Here is a 17,815-nt window from a genome sequence, read left to right on the forward strand (position 1 = left end):
CCCGCCGTCTCGACATGACCAGGCCGCGTCCTGTGCAGGGCCTTCGGCCCCGCTTGTCCGCACCCCGACCATGCTCGCCTTGGCGGTCCCCGCCCCTTGAAGCGGTCCGCTTGCGCCGGTTCTGGGGGACCGCACCCGAGGGGGCGCCGGCACGGGCCGATCGCCTCTCCCGGCGAAACCGAGAAAGGACCTCACCATGTCTAAGACCGCCCGTTCTCCTCGCTCATCTGCCGCCGTCGTTCCGCTCCGCCGCGGCACCACGCTCGAGATGGTCCGGCTCGCCTGTCCCGACGCCGCGCAGGCCAACCGCATCTCCGAGAGCTTCGGCCTCGCCACGCTCGACAGCGACGGTATCCGCGACCTCCACGAACGGCTCATCATCGAGACCGCCCAAGCGCTGAAAGACGGCTTGAGCGAGCGCGCCATGCAAATCCACCTGCAGCGCATCGTGGGCGCCTATGTCGGATCGGCCCATGGTGCCGGCCAGTTCTACTCCCGCGCGGTGACCGAAGCGCGTGACGCGACCGCCAAGCTTGCCAACGACAGCCGCGACGAAGATCTCGACGGTCCCGTTGGTTTCGACAGCGCCGCGCAGCGCAAACGAGAATTCGCGGCCGACATGGCCCTCCAGGCCCACGCGCTCCGCATGGCCGCCGAGGGCGCCGTCACCGCCTACGAGCAGATCGTTGGAGAAACCTGGAAGCCGTTCGAACGGCAGATCGAGCACGCCGGCGAGACCGTCGGCCGCAAGGCTGCCAAACTTCAGATGGAGTCTTTCGGCTAGCCATTCGGGCGGGGCATGGCCCCGCCCTTTTCACTCCCGACGAAAAGGCCAGTCCTCTCGGGCCGGCCTTTTCGCATGTCACGCGCGGCGGCGGCGCTGCCATCTGAAAACCAATAGAAAAGAGAAGACCGGCCGATACCGATCGCGGCCCGTCCCGGGTGATGGTCCTGCTCCGGCTGGTTTGTCCGCGCAACGGCTTCGCCGTCCTCCACTGCGTTGCGGCCCTCCCAACAAACTCCGGTTTTGCGAATCGCGCCGACGTGGGTGCGCGGACCTCCCAGTCCTGCGCGGCGGACCTCGTGACGGGGCCGCGATGGGCGCGGCCTCCAACGGAGGTCATGATCATGAGCCGAAAACAGGAAAAATCCCGCGCGGACATCTACGCGCGCATCACCGATCGCATCGTCGCCGATCTCGAGCGCGGCGTTCGTCCATGGACGCAGCCATGGACTGTTGCCAACACCGCTGGCCGCATCACTCGGCCGCTCCGCCACAACGGCCAACCCTATAGCGGTGTGAACGTCATCCTATTGTGGTTCGAGGCGGTCGCGCGCGGCTTCACCTCGCCGACCTGGATGACCTTCAAACAGGCCATTGAGTTAGGCGGTCACGTCCGCAAGGGCGAGACGAGCAGCACTGTCGTCTACGCCAGTCGGTTCACGAAAACCGAAACAGATGTCAATGGCGATGGGATCGAGCGCGATATCCCGTTCCTCAAGGCCTATGCCGTTTTCTGCGTCGATCAGATCGATGGCTTGCCCGAGCACTGTTACGGCCGGCCGGCGACGGTCTCAACACCGATCGAACGCAACGCGCACGCCGACGCGTTCTTCGCCAACACCGGCGCCGTCGTCCGCCATGGCGGCACGATGGCGTTCTATGCGCCCTCCTCCGATCACATCCAGATGCCGCCGATCGAAGGTTTTCGCGACGCGGAGTCCTATGTCGCCGTCCGAGCGCATGAAACCGTTCACTGGACCGCTTCTTCCCACCGCGTCAATCGAGATCTCAGCCGCTACGGCAAGGATCGTAGCGAACGCGCGCGCGAGGAACTGATCGCGGAACTCGGGAGCTGCTTCCTTTGCGCGGACCTCGGCATCGTGCCCGAACTCGAACCGCGCCCGGATCACGCGAGCTACCTCGCGTCCTGGCTCGAGGTCTTGTCAAACGAGAAGCGCTTTATCTTCTCGGCCGCCGCGCATGCGCAACGCGCCGTCGCCTACCTGCACGGTCTGCAACCGAAAGCGCTCGAGGTCGGGGAAGCTGCATGATGTACAGACAGCGTGCCGATCCCTGTCGACTTGCGACAGTTCTGCCCACTCGAAGCACGATCAGGTTGCGGGTGCTCAGCCCGGCGCCGGCGTCCAGTCCACAACCCTCGCTCCTATGGCCGCGCACGGCATCATCGATCCGATGCCAGACTGTGCGATCTTCGCAGACACTGGCTGGAAGCTGACCGTCGTTTACGATCCCTCGCCTCCCTGACATCGCCGAATGTATTGTCCTTTCCTGTCTGCGTCGTATCGGCGGGCAACATTTGCAGGAATCTGATCGGCGCCGCTCGCGGCCAACGGTGGGCATCCATCCCCGTGCGTGCCGTGAACCGGCCTCGCCCTTCGGCGGTTCTCGCCGGGGTTTTCCTCCCGTCAATTGTCGTGACCCGATACTCGGCCTCACCGAACTTCCTTCCCCGGGGGGCGTTCCGGGGCTAGCGGGTCGTCGCTCTATTGAGCCAACGTCGCTTCCATCCGCAGTCTCGTTTGATAGGCCGCGCCCTGACGCCTGATGGAGAAGCGGCGCGGTCGTTCGTTTTCAGTCGAGATCTCGACCAGCGGGGCTTGAAACGTTGTGATGTGTTTGCTGTTGGTGAAATGCGCGTCCGTTGCGCTGGCCCCGAAGGTCGCTGTCGTGTCACCCCGCCGTTTCATCAGACTCGCCCACGGCGTCCTCGATTTGGCATGTCTGACCGAAGGCCGTCGTCGCTTTGCTCCGCCTCGCTCTTATCCCCGCAACATCCGGCCACGACTTTCTTCCCCTGGCCGCTGTGCGTCCATTCCTCGCGGAAATCAAGAAAGTCGTGGCCTGGCTGCCCTCTACTTCGTGCCGGCCCCTGCGGGGTGCGGGTCGATCGCCTCCGGTCTGTAGCCAGCCATCGAGGCCGCGGTGGGCGCGGCCCGGAAAACGGAAAAGGATACGACAATGGCAACCATCGGTACCTTCACCTCGAACGGCAACGGCTTCACCGGCACCGTCCGCACGCTCGCTCTCAACGCCAAGGCCAAGCTGGTCCGCGTCGAGACCCCCTCCGAAAAGGGTCCGCACTTCCGCATCTTCGCCGGCAATGTCGAGCTGGGCGCGGCCTGGCAGAAGACCGCGAAGGACACCGAGCGGGACTATCTCTCGGTCAAGCTGGACGACCCGAGCTTCCCGGCCCCGATCTACGCCACCCTGATCGAGGTGGAAGGTCAGGAGGGCCTCCAGCTCATCTGGTCCCGGCCGAACCGGGACTGAGGGGCCTCCACGGCAACGGTCCCGCCGAAAGGCGGGGCCGTTTCTGCGTTCCAGCCAAGCGTCTGAATCGCGCGCTCAAGCGGGTAGGCGTTGTTTGCGCAGCGGTCTCTTCGCCCACACGGTGCGCGCCGACCCCTTAGCCGGTACCGATAGCTCCCTCCGACTGCTTCATTGAGCAGCCCCGCTTTCGCGCGCAGCGTTCTCGTTCAAGCGCGTCTCGAGCGAGCTGATGCTGTCGAGCACAGCCTCGAAATTCGGTGGGTGGCCGAAGATCATGCCTTGCATGGCCCTGTAGTCGAGGCGCAACTGCTCGATCATCGCGTCATGCGGGGCGAGCGCGAACGAGCCGGGCGCAGCACTCGCGAGATCGAAGTCCGGTCGATTGAAGAACATCCGGGCATGCGCGACGCAGTCCACGCCGAGCGCCGTCTCAGCGATGGCGGTTTCGCCGACCGGGTCCCCGGCGAGCAGGTGCAAGTCATAGTAATGACGGGACACGCGTTGGCCGCCCCCGCGTAGCTCGCCGCGCTTGTCGAACCAGCGTCGCAACCCGTGGAGGATGACAACCTTGTCCCAGAAGGTGCGTTCGGGATCGACCGTGCGCACGGCCGGGACGGTCAAATCGAGCGTCGGCAGATCATCGTCAACATAGGGTTTGATCGGCACTTCGCTGTTCGGGTCGAGCGCGGATTTCGCGCCCGACTCGATCTTGATCGCCGCCCGCACGTAATCCGATCGCGGCGTCGCTGCGGGATACCAGATCAGCAGGGTCTGTCCGTCGGGATCGGCGTCGTCGGCTTCAACCCGTGCCGACCCCACATCGAGGCCACTGGCCTGGAGCCGGTCTTGTAGGATCAGGGTCAACTCAGCGCGCAGCGGGCCGTTGATATAGGCTTGGCAGGCGTCCTTGATCGCATCGAGGCGCGCGCGGCGCTTGTTACCGCTCAGCGCGTTAAGCTCCTCAATCGTAGCCGGCTCGCCGATGTCGTCCCGAAACACCGTGACATCGATGTCTTCGGAGAAGCGGTTGATCAGCCCGAATCCCTTGGAGAGGGAGGTTCCGCCCTTGAAGAGGAGGCGGGGTCCTCCCTTTTTCAGGCCATTGAACAAGGCATCCAGCGTCCAGCAGACCCAGAAGTCCTTCTCGATATTCTGAGATGTCGTGCCGAGTCGCAGCGCCGTCGTATCGAAGGCGCTCAACATCGTGTCCGACCCGGCCGCGAGAACCTCATCGAAAGCCGGGTTCATGCCTTCGCCCTGCGGGTTGCGCCGCGATTGGCGATTGGTTTCTTCTGGGTGGAGAGCGGTTTCGGCTTCGGAGGTACGACGACAGCGTGACTCTGATCGTTATCACTCCTTCTTTGTCGATCATGATCTGCGCCAACATGATCAGCATGATCACGATCATCGTCGATGTGCCGACGACCAACGGCAGCATCCGCTTCGATGAGCGGCTTAAGAAACACCCGTATCCATGTCGGAAGAGCAGACATACCGGCAGTGAGATCGGCTTTGAGCGGCGGCCCCGCCGTGGGATCCTCGAAAAGCTTGGCGAGCTTGCGTTTGACCTGATCGCTCTCGCCTTCACGAACCAAGAGATCGCGCAGCCAGTGAAGCGCTTGGACGAGGCGCATTGCCGGTCGCCCGGCCCAGAACAGTTTGCTGGCCGCGGTCGGACGAAAAGTGATCGTTACGTTACCGAGCTTGATCGCGCGGCGACGGGCGTCGGTATGCACCAGGATTTTGGCCGGGACGGCGTCAGTCAGGCCGAGATCGTTCGCCGCGGTCATGCCGTCGACGAGCATCCGCGTTTGGTCGCGTCGTCCAACGGCGTCGATGACCGAGCGCGGATCGGGCGGGTTGGGTTTTTGGGTAAGCTTGTTAAAGCCAGGCTGATCGTAGAGCCCGCGATCGATGCGCCTGAGGGTTTCGGCCTTCGTCAGCCGCTGCAATGCCTTATCGATGGCGTCCCGCGAGGCGAGATCCACGAAATCACTGGGCGTCCAGACCTTACGCGGTGCGTCCGCACGGATGCGGTCGAGCATGGCTGTCTTCAGATCGAGCGGGGCGCTATTCATGTCCGAAATTTGTATACGTTTTTCGGACCGACTGCAAGCGGGGTGTCCGAAATACATATACAAATTTCGGTCCAACCAGGGCGCGGCTTTTCAGAGAATCCCCCACGCCCGATATCGTCCCCTTCCGGTCGCCTCGCGCAAGCCGAGTTCGGCCACCAGGTCCTGGGCGGCGCGCGGCGTGATCTTCAGCTCCGCCGCGATCATGCCGGCGGAGGCAATGGGCCGGGCCAGCATGTAGTCGAGCAGCGCCGGCGGCCGGGAGGTGGTGCAGCGACCGACGAGCTTGCGGGCGAGCAGGGTGCGCTGATTAAGCCAGCGATCATGATCCTTGAGGCCGGCGTCGGCGGCCGCGGTCATCGCCTCGAATTGAATCAGGAGCCGCGACGCCGGATCGGACGATCGACGGCGTTCGCGCGGGATGGTTTTCAGCCCGGCATGGAGGCAGGACAGATGCCAACGGCTTTTACCGCGTGCACGCAGCACCGCGCTGGCGAGCAGTCGGCCGAGCCACGGCATGTGCTGCAGCGGTTCGATCCGGTCCCAGGCATCGGCTGTGATCGCCGCCGCCAGCGCCGGCGGCAACGTGCGAGTCCGATCGACGACACGCTGCCAGTCCTCGATCCTGGCGTCCTCATCCCAGTCGAGATCGTAGACCAGCGGATCGCGCTCGGGCTGGCACAGGGTTTCCCCCGCGAGGGTGCGCTCGGTGCGCGCCACGGCCGCGTCGATGGCGGCGAAAGCGTCCGCGAACAGCGCGTCGGGAGCATCGGCCGGAGCAGCATCGACGAACTCTTCATCGTCGGCGAGTTCGCTATTCTCGCTAGGGACAGATCCATTCCTTTTCCTGTTGCCCTCCCCGCCCCGGCCGCGCAGGCTATCGAGGCCAGCCGGCGACAGCGCCCAATCCGGTCTCGCACCGGCAATGCGGCGCCGCGTTCGCAGCACGGCCCGAGCCCGGGTCAGCTCATGGGTCGGGGCGCGGATGTCCATGCCGGCGTCGTGGAGAACGAGATCTTCGAGGTGGACGAGCTCGCCTTCGAGCCACAGACTGGCGCAGGCATCGGCATAATGTGTGCGCGCGACCCAGCCATCGCGGATCGGGCTCTTGGCCAGGCGCTCGTCGAGGCGGGCGAGCATTTGCAGCGGATTGTTTTCGCCATGATTGAACGCGCCGTCAAAGGGACGTCTTACGTGCGGCTAGTTTGGCCTCGCGCCGTCGGCGTTCAGCCAGGATCTGGTGGCGTTTGTGGTCGGTGAACTTCCGCCATTGGCGGATTTCAGCTTCTGTGCGGAAGCACCCGACGCACAGGTCGGCCTTGCGGTCGAACTTGCAAATATCGAGACACGGCGATGCGATAGCCACGGTTCATACCTTTGCGGGTTCAGGCTTGAATTCGGGCGCCGCCACAGCGATCGTTTTCTCAGGCGTCGGCAGGAGACGGGCCGAGTTGAGAATGAACACCAGTTCCGAGACGACATGGATGCCGGCTGCCAGCAACGGATTAAGGAAGCCGAAGGCGGCAAGCAAGATGCCCAGCGTGTCGACACCAATGGTGCCTGCAAAATTCTGCCAGATGATGCCTCGTGTTCGTCTTGCGACGGTTAGCGTTTCGACGAAGCGCTCGAGGTCGTTGCCCAAAAGGACCACGTCGGCGCTCTCCTGCGCCACATCGGTGCCGGAGCCCATGGCGACGCCGACATTGGCTTGCGCCAGCGCAGGAGCGTCGTTCACGCCGTCGCCGACCATGGCGACGATGCGCTTTTGCGCGACGAGGGCCTGAACACGCGCCAGCTTGTCCTCGGGCAGCAGTTCCGCCTCGATGTCCTTGATGCCGAGTGCTGAGCCGACGGCGACTGCAACACGGTGCGCGTCCCCTGTAAGCAAGACAGTCTTAATGCCCATCCGGTGCAGAGCCTCGATCGCGCGCTTGGCTTCAGGCCGAACGGTATCGGCGACCGCAATGGTGCCCAGCAGGTGTCCGTCGCGGGCGACAAAGACCTCGGAGCCCGTCGCGACGTGCTGACTGGAGGCAGCGGGTACGCTGATCCCATTCTCGACCATCCAGGCCTGGTTGCCGACCAAAATGGTGGCGTCAGCGAGCTTGGTCGCAATGCCACGGCCCGGCGTATAGGCGAAGCTTGCCGGCTCGATCACCTTGCGGCCTTGGCTGCGAGCGTAGACAACGATCGCCTTGCCGAGCGGATGCTCGGAGCGCAACTCGGCCGTGGCGGCGGCGTCGAGAAGCTCATCGCCGGTCGTCCCTGCGACGGGTACGACTTGCTGCACTTCGGGACGTCCGAAAGTCAGCGTTCCGGTCTTGTCGAGCACCACCGTGTCGACGTGACCCAGGGTTTCCAGATGCACGCCGCCTTTGACGATAGCGCCAAGCCGGGCGCAGCGGCCGATGCCGCCGAGTATGGCGAGCGGTGTGCCGGCGGCGATGCCGCAGGCACCGGCGACGATAATGACCGAGATGGTCGCGTAGATGTCGCGCGTGATCAGGAATGTCAGGACAGCAGCGCCGAGCGCAAAATAGACGAGATAGCCAGCCAGGCGATCAGCGAGACGCTGCACGGGGGCGCGGGATTTCTCGGCCCTTTCGACTGCCTCGATGATCTTGCCATAACTCGTGTCGCGACCAATCCGTTCGGCGGCAACTTCCAGCGCCCCGGATTGGTTGATGGAACCGGCGAAGACCAGAGTGCCGGCCGTCTTCTCGACCGGCATGGATTCACCAGTGATGCGCGATTCGTCGACGAAGGAATGGCCTGAGAGCACCGCCCCGTCGACCGGAATGCGGCCACCGGGCGCGACCAGGATGGCGTCACCGACCGATAGCTCTTCCGCCGAAACGGACTTGATCGAACCGGACCGCCGGACAGAGACTTCGCGCGGCAGGAATTCGAGAAGGTCACGGATCGCCTTGCGGCCACGGCCGACGGTAAGGCCTTCCAGCACCTCGGCGACGAGAACGAACAGGGTGATGACCAGCGCCGTGAAGAACTCGCCGATCGCGGCGGCCGCGAAGATAGCGATCGTCATCGACAGCTCCATAGTCATGCGGCGCTCGATGATGTTCTCGAAGGCCTCCTTGAGGATCGGCCAACCGCCGATCAGAAGGCCAATGACGCCGATGACGCTGACCGCCGGGAACGGCTCCCAGATGCGGAACCACACGGCAGCAGCCGCAATCGCGACAGCGGCGATCCGCGCGGCTTCCGTCCATTCAAAGGAATGGTCGTGATCATGCCCGTGTTCATGATCATGATCGTGGTGTTCATGATCATGCCGATGGGTCTCGGCGGCCGGCGCGGTCGTGCGCGCCTCGGCTGCATCTGCCAACGTCTCGCGATGGGCTGTGTCATGTACGGCCATGATGGCAAACTCCGTTGTTATTTGAGGTAGGCGCGCACGACATCGATGAGTTCGGCAGCGCCTTCGTTTCGTTGTTCCTGTGCCAAGTCGTGGTCGGCGACATGCAGCAGGATGTGATCCTCGACCACTTCGGCCATCAGGCCGTTGATGGCGCCGCGCACACCGGCAATCAGCTGCAGCACGTCGGCGCAGCCCTTTTCGTCTTCGAGCGCCCGTTCGACGGCTTCCATCTGACCGCGGATGCGGCGCACGCGGTTGATGAGCTTCGTCTTCTCGCGGGTCGTATGCGACATGGGGCACACCCTTCAGGATGTTAATATAGTATACCGCCCTATAATATAAGGGGGCGGCTGTCTTCGCTCATTGGTCAGACGCAACCCTTTACACATGCACTATTGTCATTCGTTACCATTGATTTGTTACAGTCGTTGCATTATGTTGAATCCATGGTTATTCCAAGTTGGCTTCTTCTCACTTACAAAGTGCCACCCGAGCCGGCCACGAAACGCATCGCGCTGTGGCGCCGGCTGAAGGGCATGGGTGCGATCTACCTGCAGAACGGCGTCTGCCTGCTGCCAAAGACCGACGATCATGTCCGCCGCCTTAAAATGATGGAGAACGACATTTCCGGGATGGGTGGCGATTCCGTTATCTTGGAGACCGTCGCGTTGGACGGCGCCCAGGAGGACAAGGTGGTCGCCCGCTTCAAGGCGGATCGCGATGAGCAGTATCGCGAGTTCCTCGGTCGCTGTGCCGATTTCGAAGCCGAGATTGCCAAAGAGATCGCGATCAACAAATTCACCTATGCCGAACTCGAAGAGGAAGACACCGACCTGAAGAAGCTCCAGGGCTGGCTGGAGAAGATCAAAAAGCTCGATTTCTACGGCGCGACGCTGGCCGAGGAAGCGGTCGAGCGGCTGCGCGCCTGCGAGGCCTTGCTCGACAGCTACGCCAAACGGGTCTTCGACGCCCATGACGAGAACCGATGAGATGGGCGGACAAGATGAAGGAACAGGCGCGATGACTGCTGAGACGAGTGCACGGCCCGCGATACGGCAAGGCATTCCGGCCGCTATTTGGGCCCTCGGCTTCGTCTCGATGCTGATGGACATCTCGTCGGAGATGATCCACGCGCTGTTGCCCGTCTACATGGTGACGGTGCTCGGCACCTCGGCTCTGACCGTCGGCATCATCGAGGGCATCGCCGAAGCGACTGCCTCGATCACCAAGGTGTTTTCGGGCGCGCTGAGCGACTGGCTCGGCAAGCGCAAGTTCCTCGCCGCGTTCGGCTATGGCCTGGCAGCTTTCACCAAGCCGATCTTCCCCTTGGCGTCCTCGATCGAATGGCTCATCGCGGCGCGCTTCATCGATCGTGTCGGCAAGGGCATTCGGGGCGCTCCGCGTGACGCCCTCGTCGCCGACATAGCCCCGCCGCATCTGCGCGGCGCGAGCTTCGGCCTGCGCCAGTCGCTCGACACGATCGGCGCTTTCCTTGGACCGCTCATCGCCATCGGCCTGATGTGGCTGACGGCCGATCATTTCCAGGCGGTGTTCTGGATTGCCGTCATTCCGGCTTTCCTGTCCGTTGGCCTGATCCTCGTCGCCGTGAAGGAACCGGAGCGGCCGAAGGAGCAGCGCCGGGTTCGGATGCCGTTGCATCGCGATGAGCTGCGCCGTCTGGGAGCAACCTATTGGTGGGTTGTGGCGGTCGCGGCGATCTTCACGCTCGCCCGCTTCAGCGAAGCCTTCCTCATCTTGCGCGCGCAATCGATCGGCCTGCCGCTGGCCTTGATCCCGATCGTCCTGGTGATCATGAGCCTCGCTTATTCCCTGTCGGCCTATCCCATCGGGGCTCTGTCCGATCGCGTCAATCGCCTGACCGTTCTAGCCATTGGCCTCGTCCTTCTTTTTCTGGCCGATCTCGTGCTCGCCTTCGCGACAGATATCGTCTGGGTCGGGATCGGCGTCGTGCTCTGGGGCCTGCATATGGGCTTCACGCAAGGCTTGCTGGCAACCATGATCGCTGAGACCGCTCCGGCGGAGCTGTGCGGAACCGCATTCGGCATGTTCAATCTGATGACCGGTGTCGCGCTGCTCGTCGCCAGCGTCGTCGCCGGCGCGCTGTGGGATATGACGGGGCCGCAAAGTACGTTCCTGGCGGGCGCGGCCTTCACCGTGCTGACCCTCGCCGGATTGTTTGTTATCCGCGGCCGGCTGAGAGAGCGGGCAAATGCTTGAACATCCACGGTGCGCGTTACTGATCCTGACCCACCAATCGCCTCAAGCATCGCGCATGCACTGACTATGGAGGCCGAACCTAGGAGTTGCCCATGTACGAATTCGACGCTGCAATGACGCATGCGATCAACGGGTTGGCAGAACGAAGTGCGGCCGTCGATTTTCTGATGATCTGGATTTCTGCCATCGGCGTCCCGCTGCTCGTGCTGGCCGTCGCCGGACAATGGTGGCGACGGACCGACAAGCCGCACACTCGGCACGCCCTTGTCGCAGCGGGGCTCTCTTTCCTTCTGGGCCTTGCTTTCAATCAGCTCATCCTGACTCTTCGTCCACCGGATGCGGCCCTATGACGGCGGCGTGACCCGAGCTTCCCGGCTCCGATCTACGCCACCCTGATCGAGGTGGAAGGCCAGGAGGGCCTCCAGCTCATCTGGTCGCGGCCGAATCGGGACTGAGGGGCCCCACGGCAACGGCCCCGCCGAAAGGCGGGGCCGTTGCCGCATCGACGGCTCGGGGAAGACGCTCGGCCAGCAATGCTGCGGCGCTCGCATAACCGAGAAGGGCGACATCCTCAGCTATACGCTCCATGTCGTCGTAGTGAGAGCGCAGCAGATCGGGAAGACGGCCGGCAATTGCCGCTCGTCCCCCAACTCGCTCGGTAAATTTCAGTAACCGCTTGCGGCCGTCTTGCGCGGGCTCGCAATCACACCAATCGGCAAACAGCGGCAATCCACTCCCCTATCGGTCCGCACGCGTCAATCCTTCGGCTTCGCTCTCGATGCTCGCAACCGCGATTTCGGCCCGTCGCCGGACGCTGCGGCGACCAGCGCATCCCACGTATCAGGCGCCTTGCCACGCTTCAGCATTTTTCGGAACACGGCGTAGGCATCCGTCGCGCTGCCATAAGCATGCAATGTGTGGTCGTCGTTCACCCAAGCCAAAATGATGATCTTGATGGCGCCTGTTTGCTGAAAGCGAAAGAACAGCCGATACTGTTGCAAGAATTTCGCGCTAAACCAGTGTCTGTAATCGTCGCCCAGCGTGTCGCCTTGGCGGAACACATCCCGGCTCGGATCCGCGGGGATGTTCTCGAAGGCGACTTTCAGGACCGCGGCGAGCAGTTTTGTCGCCCGCTTCTTCTTGTAGCCTCTCGGATCTTTGGCACGCGCCTTCCCGACGGCCGCGATCAGCGCCTCCAACTGGTCTAGGAAGAGAGGGTGCGCGTAGATGGTCCAGCCATTGATCTCGACCGTCTGGTCCGTCACGCATCGTCATCCGGCAAGGCCGCGTCGAGATCGACCTCAACGCCTTCGACGAGGGCCGCGCCGCGCGCGACCAGGGCGGGGGGAATCGCTCGCACCTGGGCCGGGTGTGCAGCCATATCCTTCGTCAGAAAGCGCAGAAAATTTCCGATGACGGGGTCAGCCTGCTCGTCCGCGGGCTTCTTCGCCAAAACGACCGTTCCGTCGGCGAGCCCTCGAAACACGACGCGGTCACGCTTGCCCAGCGCCAGCATCTTGCGGATGGCGGCGGGGACCGTGGTCTGGCCCCGCTCGGTGATCGTGGCGGGGATTTCGAGGATTTTTGCGGTTTTCGGCATCGTAGGCTCCGAGCGATCGGGTTGTCAGCAATGTAATGCATCATTGTAGCTTCAAGGACCGACCGGGTGATGCCCGCGGCGTATCACGCGATGCTGACTTCGAGACTGCCCGGCCGCCGACTGATCGCGTATCTTTCCGGCTCGAAGCCAACCTTGATGGACGTAACCATGCAGACCCCACCGCTCGACCCCGATGTCGCCGATGTAGCGCCGACCCCCGCGCTGCTCAGTGTTTACGACGAGCAGCACCTGATTACATATCTTCGATTGCTTGATGCCGAACGCGATGGCGCCGACTGGAAGGAGGTTGCTAAAATCGTGCTGCACATCGACCCCGAGCGAGAGCCTGATCGGGCGCGCCGCGCCTGGGAAACTCATCTGGCCCGCGCGCGATGGATGACCGAGCACGGCTACCGTCACCTGCTCCGCGGCGGCGCCGCACTGAACCGGACACCCTAGAGAATCCCCCACGCCCGATAGCGTCCCCTTCCGGTAGCCTCGCGCAAGCCGAGTTCGGCCACCAGATCCTGGGCGGCGCGCGGCGTGATCTTCAGCTCCGCTGCGATCATGCCGGCGGAGGCAACGGGCCTGGCCAGCATGTAGTCGAGCAGCGCCGGCAGCCGGGAGGTGGTGCGGCGACCGACGAGCTTGCGGGCGAGCAGGGTGCGCTGGTTAAGCCAGCGATCATGGTCCTTGAGACCGACCTCGGCGGCGGCCGTCATCGCTTCCAACTGGATCATCAGCCGTGCCGCCGGGTCGAGTGGTCGCCGCCGTTCGCGTGGGAAGGTCCTTAGCCCGGCATGCAGGCAGGTCAGATGTGTCCGGGTTTTGCCGCGACCACGGAGCAGCGCCGCGGCGAGCAACCGGCCGAGCCACGGCGTGTGCTGCAGCGGTTCGATCCGGTCCCAGGCCTCAGTGGCGATCGCCGCCGCCAGCGTCGGCGGCCAGCTGCGGGTCTGATCGACGACGCCCTGCCAGTCCTCGATCCGGGCGTCTTCGTCCCACTCGAGATCGTAGACCAACGGATCGCGCTCGGACCGGCGGGCGGTCTCGCCGGCGAGCGTTCGGTCGGATTTCGCGATCGCGGCGTCGACTGCGGTGAAGGCGGCGGCGAGCCGCGGGTCGGTTTCGATGATGACGAGCGGCTGATCAAGATCCTCGCCGTGCGTGTCCTCGGCATCGTTCGCGCCGCCACCGTCTCCCGTCCCTTCCTTGTCGCTTCCCGCTTGCCGGTCGCCCTGCCCTCCCCGTCCGCGCAAGCTTGCAAGACCGGTGGCCGACAGCGCCCAATCCGGCTTGGCCGCGGCGATACGGCGCCGGATGCGCAGCACGGCACGGGCCCGGGTCAGCTCATGGGTCGGAGCGCGGACGTCCATGCCGGCGTCGTGGAGAACCAGATCTTCGAGGTGGACCAACTCGCCCTCGAGCCACAAACTGGCGCAGGCGTCGGTGAAGTGGGTGCGCGCGACAAAACCGTCGCGGATAGGGCTCTTTGCCAGACGCTCGTCGAGGCGGGCGAGCGCATCTTCGGCAGCGGCGAGCGGGCCGATGAGCTGGGCCCACGGCAGCGGATCGGGGATTAAGTAGCCGGATGGCAAGATCTTGATAACCTTAACAGGAATCACCGATACGGAAGCTATCACGGCCTTGACTTCCGTCATAGCGAGGTAGGCACACGACCGTGTGTCACTATCGATAACCACCCCTTATCGATAGTGTTGGACGTCACGGCGCAAATCAGCGATTCTCGGCCTCCGGATGCCCGCCCGACGGCCTCGGCCGGGCTCCGATCGTCGAGAAAGCCCGTGACGCCACCGCCCGCGCCTCTTCCGGAAGACAGATCCCGCTCCGCTCGCCGGGGCGACGCCGGCCTGGCGGTCGCCTCAGGCGGCCTCGATATCGGTCTGCGGAAAGTCGGCGCCCTTGAACATCAAGGGCTGGCCCAGATGGCGGGCGCAGGCATAGGCAAAACAGTCCCCGAAATTGAGCCGCGCCGGATGGCGGCCCTTGCCGAAGCGGTCGAAGGCGTCGAGCGCCATCCGCGCCGTCTCCGGCGGCACTGCCACCATGGTGATCTCCATCAGCGCGAGATAACTCTCGACCGCCTCCGCCGCCGCGGCGATCGGAAGGTCGAGCACCCGCGCCACCGCGATCGCCGCCTCCCAGACCGCGAGCGGCGAGGTCAGCCGCGTTCCGGTCTGCTGCAGGCGCGCCAGCAGCTCGCGCGCCTCGTCCTCGTCGGTCAACAACGCAGTCAGCGCCGAGGCGTCGATGAACATCAGACGTCCTCATACAGGCTGTCGCGGAACGCCTTGTCGGCCGGCTGGCCCTTGGCCGGCTGGCCCTTGGCGCGCAGATCCCGGCAGAATTTTACGCCGAGCTCGACCAAAGACGGCCTGCCCTGCTCGCGCTCGAGCTCATGGGCAAGCGCCGTATGCACGGCTTCAGTAAGCCCGATCTTCTTCACCGCCGCCACCTTGCGGGCCAGCGCATCCGTCTCCGGATTCTTGATGTGGAAGGCCATGGCACATTCCTCTAGACTGTATCGTGTATCCGTATATAGCATCAAGGATACACCAAGGGAAGGGCCACCGCCCCCGCGGAAGGCAATACCGGGAGTTTGGCCGGTGCCGACCGGGGTTTCAGGCGGCCCGTCCGTTGGCCCAGGCCATCCCGCAAGACGCCCGGCCGTTCACGCGCGCGACTACAGGGTTAATTTTTGATGACCTCCCCTCTCCGTCTACCGGACGCAACCTCGATCAACGCGGCGCTGGCTGGCCTTGAGCCCGCGACCGCCGATGCCGACCTGGTCCCTGCCCTCGCCCACGCCTTCTCAGGCTTTCACTTCAGCGTCGCGCGGATCGACGATGACTACTGGCGCGACATCCGTTCGGTAATTCGACCGGATCGTACGCGGATCGGCGAACTGCGGCCGTGGATGACAGGCGAGCTTGCCAAGGATGACGGCGACCTTGACGCGCTGTGGCGGCGCCTCAAGGAGACGGACCTGCAGATCACCGAATGGCGCGGCACCAGCGCCTTCGTGTTCGCGCCGACCGGTCCCGCCGCGGCCGATTACGTCCAGATCGCGCTCGGCCGCGAGATCGAGTGGCGCGCCGGTCCGATCGTCAATCCCGATTATCGACCGTTCGGCGAAGAGGAGCTGTTCGATCCGGGCTGGATTCGCCGCGACGAGTTTTGCGAGGCCGATCGCCTGGTGGGCCCAGTTTACCGCCTGCTCGACCGTGCCGGTGGCGCCCTCGTCCATCTCCGCAGCTTCCTTGGACGCTGCGGTCGCGTCGAGCGCGAGCGCCGTGAAGCCAAGCGTCCGGAGCTCGAGCGGCGGATGATTCAGGAAATCGGACCGGACGGCGCCCACGAAATCCCGTTCCTCGAAGCGGTGCCCGACTGGTTCGAGCACGTGCCGCGCGAGCTGCGCTTCTTCGAAGACTGGGAGCAATCAAGCGCCGGCGCGCAGCGGGTGTTCGCGCATTGGGCCCTCGACATCCGCGACTACACCCACAAGGGAGAGCGCGAGGTCGGCTTCATTCCGCGGCCGCTGCGGCCGCCCAAGGACCGGCTTCTGCCAATGCCGGATAAGTCGGTGCACATTTTGATGGATCGCATCGAGGCGATCGATCGCGAGCTCGGGCTTCCGTTCGGCTGGTTTTTCCTCATGACCCACGGCCACTGGGTTGAGGCGGAGATCGGGCAAGCCGTCGCGGCCGCGCTGCGCGAGCAGCGCGTCCGGCTACCCGATCGCGACGCCCGCGTGCTGCTGCGCTGGGCTGACAAGCCTTACGGATTCTGAGGGAGCGCCGAGCATGGACGACATCACCTCCGCCGCGCTGGTCTCCGACCCCGAAACTCGGCGGGCGCTACAGCTCGACACGCTCTCGGCCATCCTGCCGATGGAGCGGCGCGACCGGCTCGCCGAGCTTCTGACCGACGACGATGTCGCGACGCTGAAGCATCTCGCGCGCGAGGGCATCGGCGAGAATTCGTTGCGGGCGCTGGCCTCCGATCTCGCCTACCTCGAAGCCTGGGCCCAGGCGGCGACCGGCGCGGCGTTGCCGTGGCCGGCCTCGGAAAGCCTCGCGCTGAAATTCGTGGCGCATCATCTGTGGGATCCGGTCAGGCGCGAGGCCGACCCCCAGCACGGCATGCCGGCCGACGTCGCGGCCGCGCTACGCGAAAGCGAGATGCTGCGCAGCACCGGCCCGCATGCGCCGTCGACGGTGAAACGGCGGCTTGCAAGCTGGGGGACGTTGCATCGGTGGAAAGGGCAGGAGGGTCCGCTCGCCTCGCCGAGCCTGCGCTCGGCGCTCCGGTTGGCAGTCCGAGCCAGCACCCGGCCGCGTCGGCGCAAGAGCAGGCGGGCGCTCACCCGCGATGTCCTCGATCGTCTCCTCGCCACCTGCCGGTCCGACCGGCTGGCCGACACCCGGGATCTCGCCATCCTGCTCTTGGCCTTCGCATCCGGCGGGCGCCGGCGCAGCGAGGTGGCGCGGCTGCGGGTCGAGCAGCTCACCGACGAGCCGCCGGTTCCGCTCGATCCCCACAACCCGAATTCGCCGACCTTGCCGTGCGTCGCCATTCAGCTCGGCCGCACCAAGACCGGCAACGCCGACGACGAGGGGAGGGTGCTGCTGGTCGGACCGCCGGTCGAGGCGCTGCGCGAATGGCTGGAGCGGGCGGACATCAGCCAGGGGCCGATCTTCCGCGCGATCGATCGCTGGGAGGCGATCGAGCAGCGGGCGCTGACGCCGCAGTCGATTAATCTGATCGTGAAGCGGCGGTGCGCGATGGCGGGGCTGGATGCGAGGGAGTTTTCCGCGCACGGCTTGAGATCCGGGTATCTGACTGAGGCAGCGCAACGCGGCGTTTCCCTGTCGGAGGCGATGCAACAGTCCCAGCATCGCTCGGTGCAGCAGGCAGCCAGCTATTACAACGAAGCAGATCGCACGCGTGGGAAGGCCGCCCGTCTCGCACTATAAGGTGGATGCAAGTCTACTGAATGGCGCGCTGGAATCATTGTTGTCAGCTGACAACATGATCGTTGACGTTAGTCCGTCCGCTGATGTTGTCAGCGGACAACATTCGCGTGGAAGCTGCATGCAGGCACTGATTCGGCGTTAGGAATTCATTAACCCTTTAATTCTTGCTCAAATCGGAGAATCGTGGCCTTCTCTCAAAACGGAAAGAAAGCGTCTGACGCTGAGAAACCG

At 64.4% G+C, this 17,815-nt stretch carries 20 protein-coding genes and 2 pseudogenes; 11 read left to right on the forward strand and 11 right to left on the reverse strand.

Annotated features, from left to right (window positions below):
* The first annotated feature begins 196 nt into the window (after positions 1–196).
* The 4 genes and pseudogenes from JQ621_RS25130 (at position 197) to JQ621_RS25140 (ending at position 3,295) form a co-directional block, all read left to right on the forward strand.
* Complete coding sequence (locus JQ621_RS25130) at positions 197–784, forward strand: hypothetical protein (protein WP_212237821.1); 588 nt, start codon at positions 197–199, stop codon at positions 782–784.
* Between the two features lie 344 nt (positions 785–1,128).
* A complete protein-coding gene (locus tag JQ621_RS25135) occupies positions 1,129–2,055 on the forward strand; it encodes an ArdC family protein (RefSeq protein WP_212238106.1) in 927 nt (308 codons plus the stop codon).
* Positions 2,055–2,373, forward strand: a pseudogene (locus JQ621_RS35555) (hypothetical protein); the annotation flags it as partial. The gene JQ621_RS25135 and the pseudogene JQ621_RS35555, both read left to right, overlap by 1 nt.
* A 610-nt stretch (positions 2,374–2,983) precedes the next feature.
* On the forward strand, positions 2,984–3,295 hold the full coding sequence (locus JQ621_RS25140; RefSeq protein WP_021078644.1) for a DUF736 domain-containing protein: 312 nt from the start codon (positions 2,984–2,986) through the stop codon (positions 3,293–3,295).
* A 168-nt stretch (positions 3,296–3,463) separates the two neighbouring features.
* On the opposite strand, the gene JQ621_RS25145 is transcribed toward JQ621_RS25140, so the two are convergent.
* The 6 genes from JQ621_RS25145 to JQ621_RS25170 all read right to left on the reverse strand — a co-directional run bounded on the left by JQ621_RS25145 (position 3,464) and on the right by JQ621_RS25170 (position 9,042).
* A complete protein-coding gene (locus JQ621_RS25145) occupies positions 3,464–4,543 on the reverse strand; it encodes a nucleotidyl transferase AbiEii/AbiGii toxin family protein (RefSeq protein ID WP_212237824.1) in 1,080 nt (359 codons plus the stop codon).
* Positions 4,540–5,340: a DUF6088 family protein gene (locus JQ621_RS25150; protein ID WP_249125558.1), complete on the reverse strand. Its 801-nt coding sequence runs from the start codon at positions 5,338–5,340 to the stop codon at positions 4,540–4,542. Before JQ621_RS25150 ends, JQ621_RS25145 begins: the two co-directional genes overlap by 4 nt.
* A gap of 123 nt (positions 5,341–5,463) precedes the next feature.
* Entirely contained in the window at positions 5,464–6,510 is a 1,047-nt protein-coding gene (locus tag JQ621_RS25155) for an RHE_PE00001 family protein (protein ID WP_212237828.1), read from the reverse strand.
* Positions 6,511–6,547: 37 nt separating this feature from the next.
* Positions 6,548–6,736, reverse strand: a complete 189-nt coding sequence (locus JQ621_RS25160; RefSeq protein ID WP_212237830.1) for a DUF1289 domain-containing protein — start codon at positions 6,734–6,736, stop codon at positions 6,548–6,550.
* Between the two features lie 3 nt (positions 6,737–6,739).
* On the reverse strand, positions 6,740–8,749 hold the full coding sequence (locus tag JQ621_RS25165) for a heavy metal translocating P-type ATPase (protein ID WP_212237832.1): 2,010 nt from the start codon (positions 8,747–8,749) through the stop codon (positions 6,740–6,742).
* A 17-nt stretch (positions 8,750–8,766) separates the two neighbouring features.
* Positions 8,767–9,042 carry a metal/formaldehyde-sensitive transcriptional repressor gene (locus JQ621_RS25170; protein WP_212237842.1) on the reverse strand — a complete coding sequence of 92 codons (276 nt, stop codon included), beginning with the start codon at positions 9,040–9,042 and terminating at the stop codon, positions 8,767–8,769.
* A 153-nt stretch (positions 9,043–9,195) separates the two neighbouring features.
* On the opposite strand from JQ621_RS25170, the gene JQ621_RS25175 reads away from it, so the two are divergent.
* From JQ621_RS25175 to JQ621_RS36055, 4 genes and pseudogenes are all read left to right on the forward strand, one after another.
* Positions 9,196–9,738: a Chromate resistance protein ChrB gene (locus JQ621_RS25175; protein ID WP_212237856.1), complete on the forward strand. Its 543-nt coding sequence runs from the start codon at positions 9,196–9,198 to the stop codon at positions 9,736–9,738.
* A gap of 31 nt (positions 9,739–9,769) precedes the next feature.
* Entirely contained in the window at positions 9,770–10,987 is a 1,218-nt protein-coding gene (locus tag JQ621_RS25180) for an MFS transporter (protein ID WP_212237859.1), read from the forward strand.
* 92 nt (positions 10,988–11,079) lie between these two features.
* Entirely contained in the window at positions 11,080–11,337 is a 258-nt protein-coding gene (locus JQ621_RS36050; RefSeq protein WP_409334243.1) for a hypothetical protein, read from the forward strand.
* 9 nt (positions 11,338–11,346) lie between these two features.
* Positions 11,347–11,442, forward strand: a pseudogene (locus JQ621_RS36055) (DUF736 family protein); the annotation flags it as partial.
* 300 nt (positions 11,443–11,742) lie between these two features.
* Here JQ621_RS36055 and JQ621_RS25195 read toward each other — a convergent pair.
* Positions 11,743–12,252: a type II toxin-antitoxin system YhaV family toxin gene (locus JQ621_RS25195; RefSeq protein ID WP_212237861.1), complete on the reverse strand. Its 510-nt coding sequence runs from the start codon at positions 12,250–12,252 to the stop codon at positions 11,743–11,745.
* Entirely contained in the window at positions 12,249–12,587 is a 339-nt protein-coding gene (locus JQ621_RS25200; protein WP_212237863.1) for a type II toxin-antitoxin system PrlF family antitoxin, read from the reverse strand. Before JQ621_RS25200 ends, JQ621_RS25195 begins: the two co-directional genes overlap by 4 nt.
* A gap of 168 nt (positions 12,588–12,755) precedes the next feature.
* Between JQ621_RS25200 and JQ621_RS25205 the strand changes: the two genes are divergently transcribed.
* A complete protein-coding gene (locus JQ621_RS25205) occupies positions 12,756–13,046 on the forward strand; it encodes a DNA -binding domain-containing protein (RefSeq protein ID WP_212238109.1) in 291 nt (96 codons plus the stop codon).
* On the opposite strand, the gene JQ621_RS25210 is transcribed toward JQ621_RS25205, so the two are convergent.
* From JQ621_RS25210 to JQ621_RS25220, 3 genes are all read right to left on the reverse strand, one after another.
* Complete coding sequence (locus JQ621_RS25210) at positions 13,043–14,248, reverse strand: RHE_PE00001 family protein (RefSeq protein WP_212237865.1); 1,206 nt, start codon at positions 14,246–14,248, stop codon at positions 13,043–13,045. The two genes, JQ621_RS25205 and JQ621_RS25210, sit on opposite strands and share 4 nt — an antisense overlap.
* 222 nt (positions 14,249–14,470) lie before the next feature.
* Positions 14,471–14,866 (reverse strand): type II toxin-antitoxin system VapC family toxin, encoded by a 396-nt coding sequence (locus tag JQ621_RS25215; protein WP_212237867.1) that lies wholly within the window; start codon positions 14,864–14,866, stop codon positions 14,471–14,473.
* Positions 14,866–15,111, reverse strand: a complete 246-nt coding sequence (locus tag JQ621_RS25220; protein ID WP_212237869.1) for a type II toxin-antitoxin system VapB family antitoxin — start codon at positions 15,109–15,111, stop codon at positions 14,866–14,868. Before JQ621_RS25220 ends, JQ621_RS25215 begins: the two co-directional genes overlap by 1 nt.
* Positions 15,112–15,309: 198 nt before the next feature.
* On the opposite strand from JQ621_RS25220, the gene JQ621_RS25225 reads away from it, so the two are divergent.
* Positions 15,310–16,398 (forward strand): hypothetical protein, encoded by a 1,089-nt coding sequence (locus JQ621_RS25225; RefSeq protein ID WP_212237871.1) that lies wholly within the window; start codon positions 15,310–15,312, stop codon positions 16,396–16,398.
* A 13-nt stretch (positions 16,399–16,411) separates the two neighbouring features.
* A complete protein-coding gene (locus JQ621_RS25230; protein WP_212237873.1) occupies positions 16,412–17,584 on the forward strand; it encodes a site-specific integrase in 1,173 nt (390 codons plus the stop codon).
* Positions 17,585–17,815: the final 231 nt, after the last annotated feature.

This window comes from Bradyrhizobium manausense, from assembly GCF_018129685.1.
Classification (GTDB): domain Bacteria; phylum Pseudomonadota; class Alphaproteobacteria; order Rhizobiales; family Xanthobacteraceae; genus Bradyrhizobium; species Bradyrhizobium manausense_D.

Bases quoted from the DNA above. Each gene is read 5' to 3' on its own strand.
- JQ621_RS25130 (WP_212237821.1), top strand. From the start codon at position 197: ATGTCTAAGACCGCCCGTTCTCCTCGCTCATCTGCCGCCGTCGTTCCG.
- JQ621_RS25135 (WP_212238106.1), top strand. From the start codon at position 1,129: ATGAGCCGAAAACAGGAAAAATCCCGCGCGGACATCTACGCGCGCATC.
- JQ621_RS25140 (WP_021078644.1), top strand. From the start codon at position 2,984: ATGGCAACCATCGGTACCTTCACCTCGAACGGCAACGGCTTCACCGGC.
- JQ621_RS25145 (WP_212237824.1), bottom strand. From the start codon at position 4,543: ATGAACCCGGCTTTCGATGAGGTTCTCGCGGCCGGGTCGGACACGATG.
- JQ621_RS25150 (WP_249125558.1), bottom strand. From the start codon at position 5,340: ATGCTCGACCGCATCCGTGCGGACGCACCGCGTAAGGTCTGGACGCCC.
- JQ621_RS25155 (WP_212237828.1), bottom strand. From the start codon at position 6,510: ATGCTCGCCCGCCTCGACGAGCGCCTGGCCAAGAGCCCGATCCGCGAT.
- JQ621_RS25165 (WP_212237832.1), bottom strand. From the start codon at position 8,749: ATGGCCGTACATGACACAGCCCATCGCGAGACGTTGGCAGATGCAGCC.
- JQ621_RS25170 (WP_212237842.1), bottom strand. From the start codon at position 9,042: ATGTCGCATACGACCCGCGAGAAGACGAAGCTCATCAACCGCGTGCGC.
- JQ621_RS25175 (WP_212237856.1), top strand. From the start codon at position 9,196: ATGGTTATTCCAAGTTGGCTTCTTCTCACTTACAAAGTGCCACCCGAG.
- JQ621_RS25180 (WP_212237859.1), top strand. From the start codon at position 9,770: ATGACTGCTGAGACGAGTGCACGGCCCGCGATACGGCAAGGCATTCCG.
- JQ621_RS36050 (WP_409334243.1), top strand. From the start codon at position 11,080: ATGTACGAATTCGACGCTGCAATGACGCATGCGATCAACGGGTTGGCA.
- JQ621_RS25200 (WP_212237863.1), bottom strand. From the start codon at position 12,587: ATGCCGAAAACCGCAAAAATCCTCGAAATCCCCGCCACGATCACCGAG.
- JQ621_RS25205 (WP_212238109.1), top strand. From the start codon at position 12,756: ATGCAGACCCCACCGCTCGACCCCGATGTCGCCGATGTAGCGCCGACC.
- JQ621_RS25210 (WP_212237865.1), bottom strand. From the start codon at position 14,248: ATGACGGAAGTCAAGGCCGTGATAGCTTCCGTATCGGTGATTCCTGTT.
- JQ621_RS25215 (WP_212237867.1), bottom strand. From the start codon at position 14,866: ATGTTCATCGACGCCTCGGCGCTGACTGCGTTGTTGACCGACGAGGAC.
- JQ621_RS25220 (WP_212237869.1), bottom strand. From the start codon at position 15,111: ATGGCCTTCCACATCAAGAATCCGGAGACGGATGCGCTGGCCCGCAAG.
- JQ621_RS25225 (WP_212237871.1), top strand. From the start codon at position 15,310: ATGACCTCCCCTCTCCGTCTACCGGACGCAACCTCGATCAACGCGGCG.
- JQ621_RS25230 (WP_212237873.1), top strand. From the start codon at position 16,412: ATGGACGACATCACCTCCGCCGCGCTGGTCTCCGACCCCGAAACTCGG.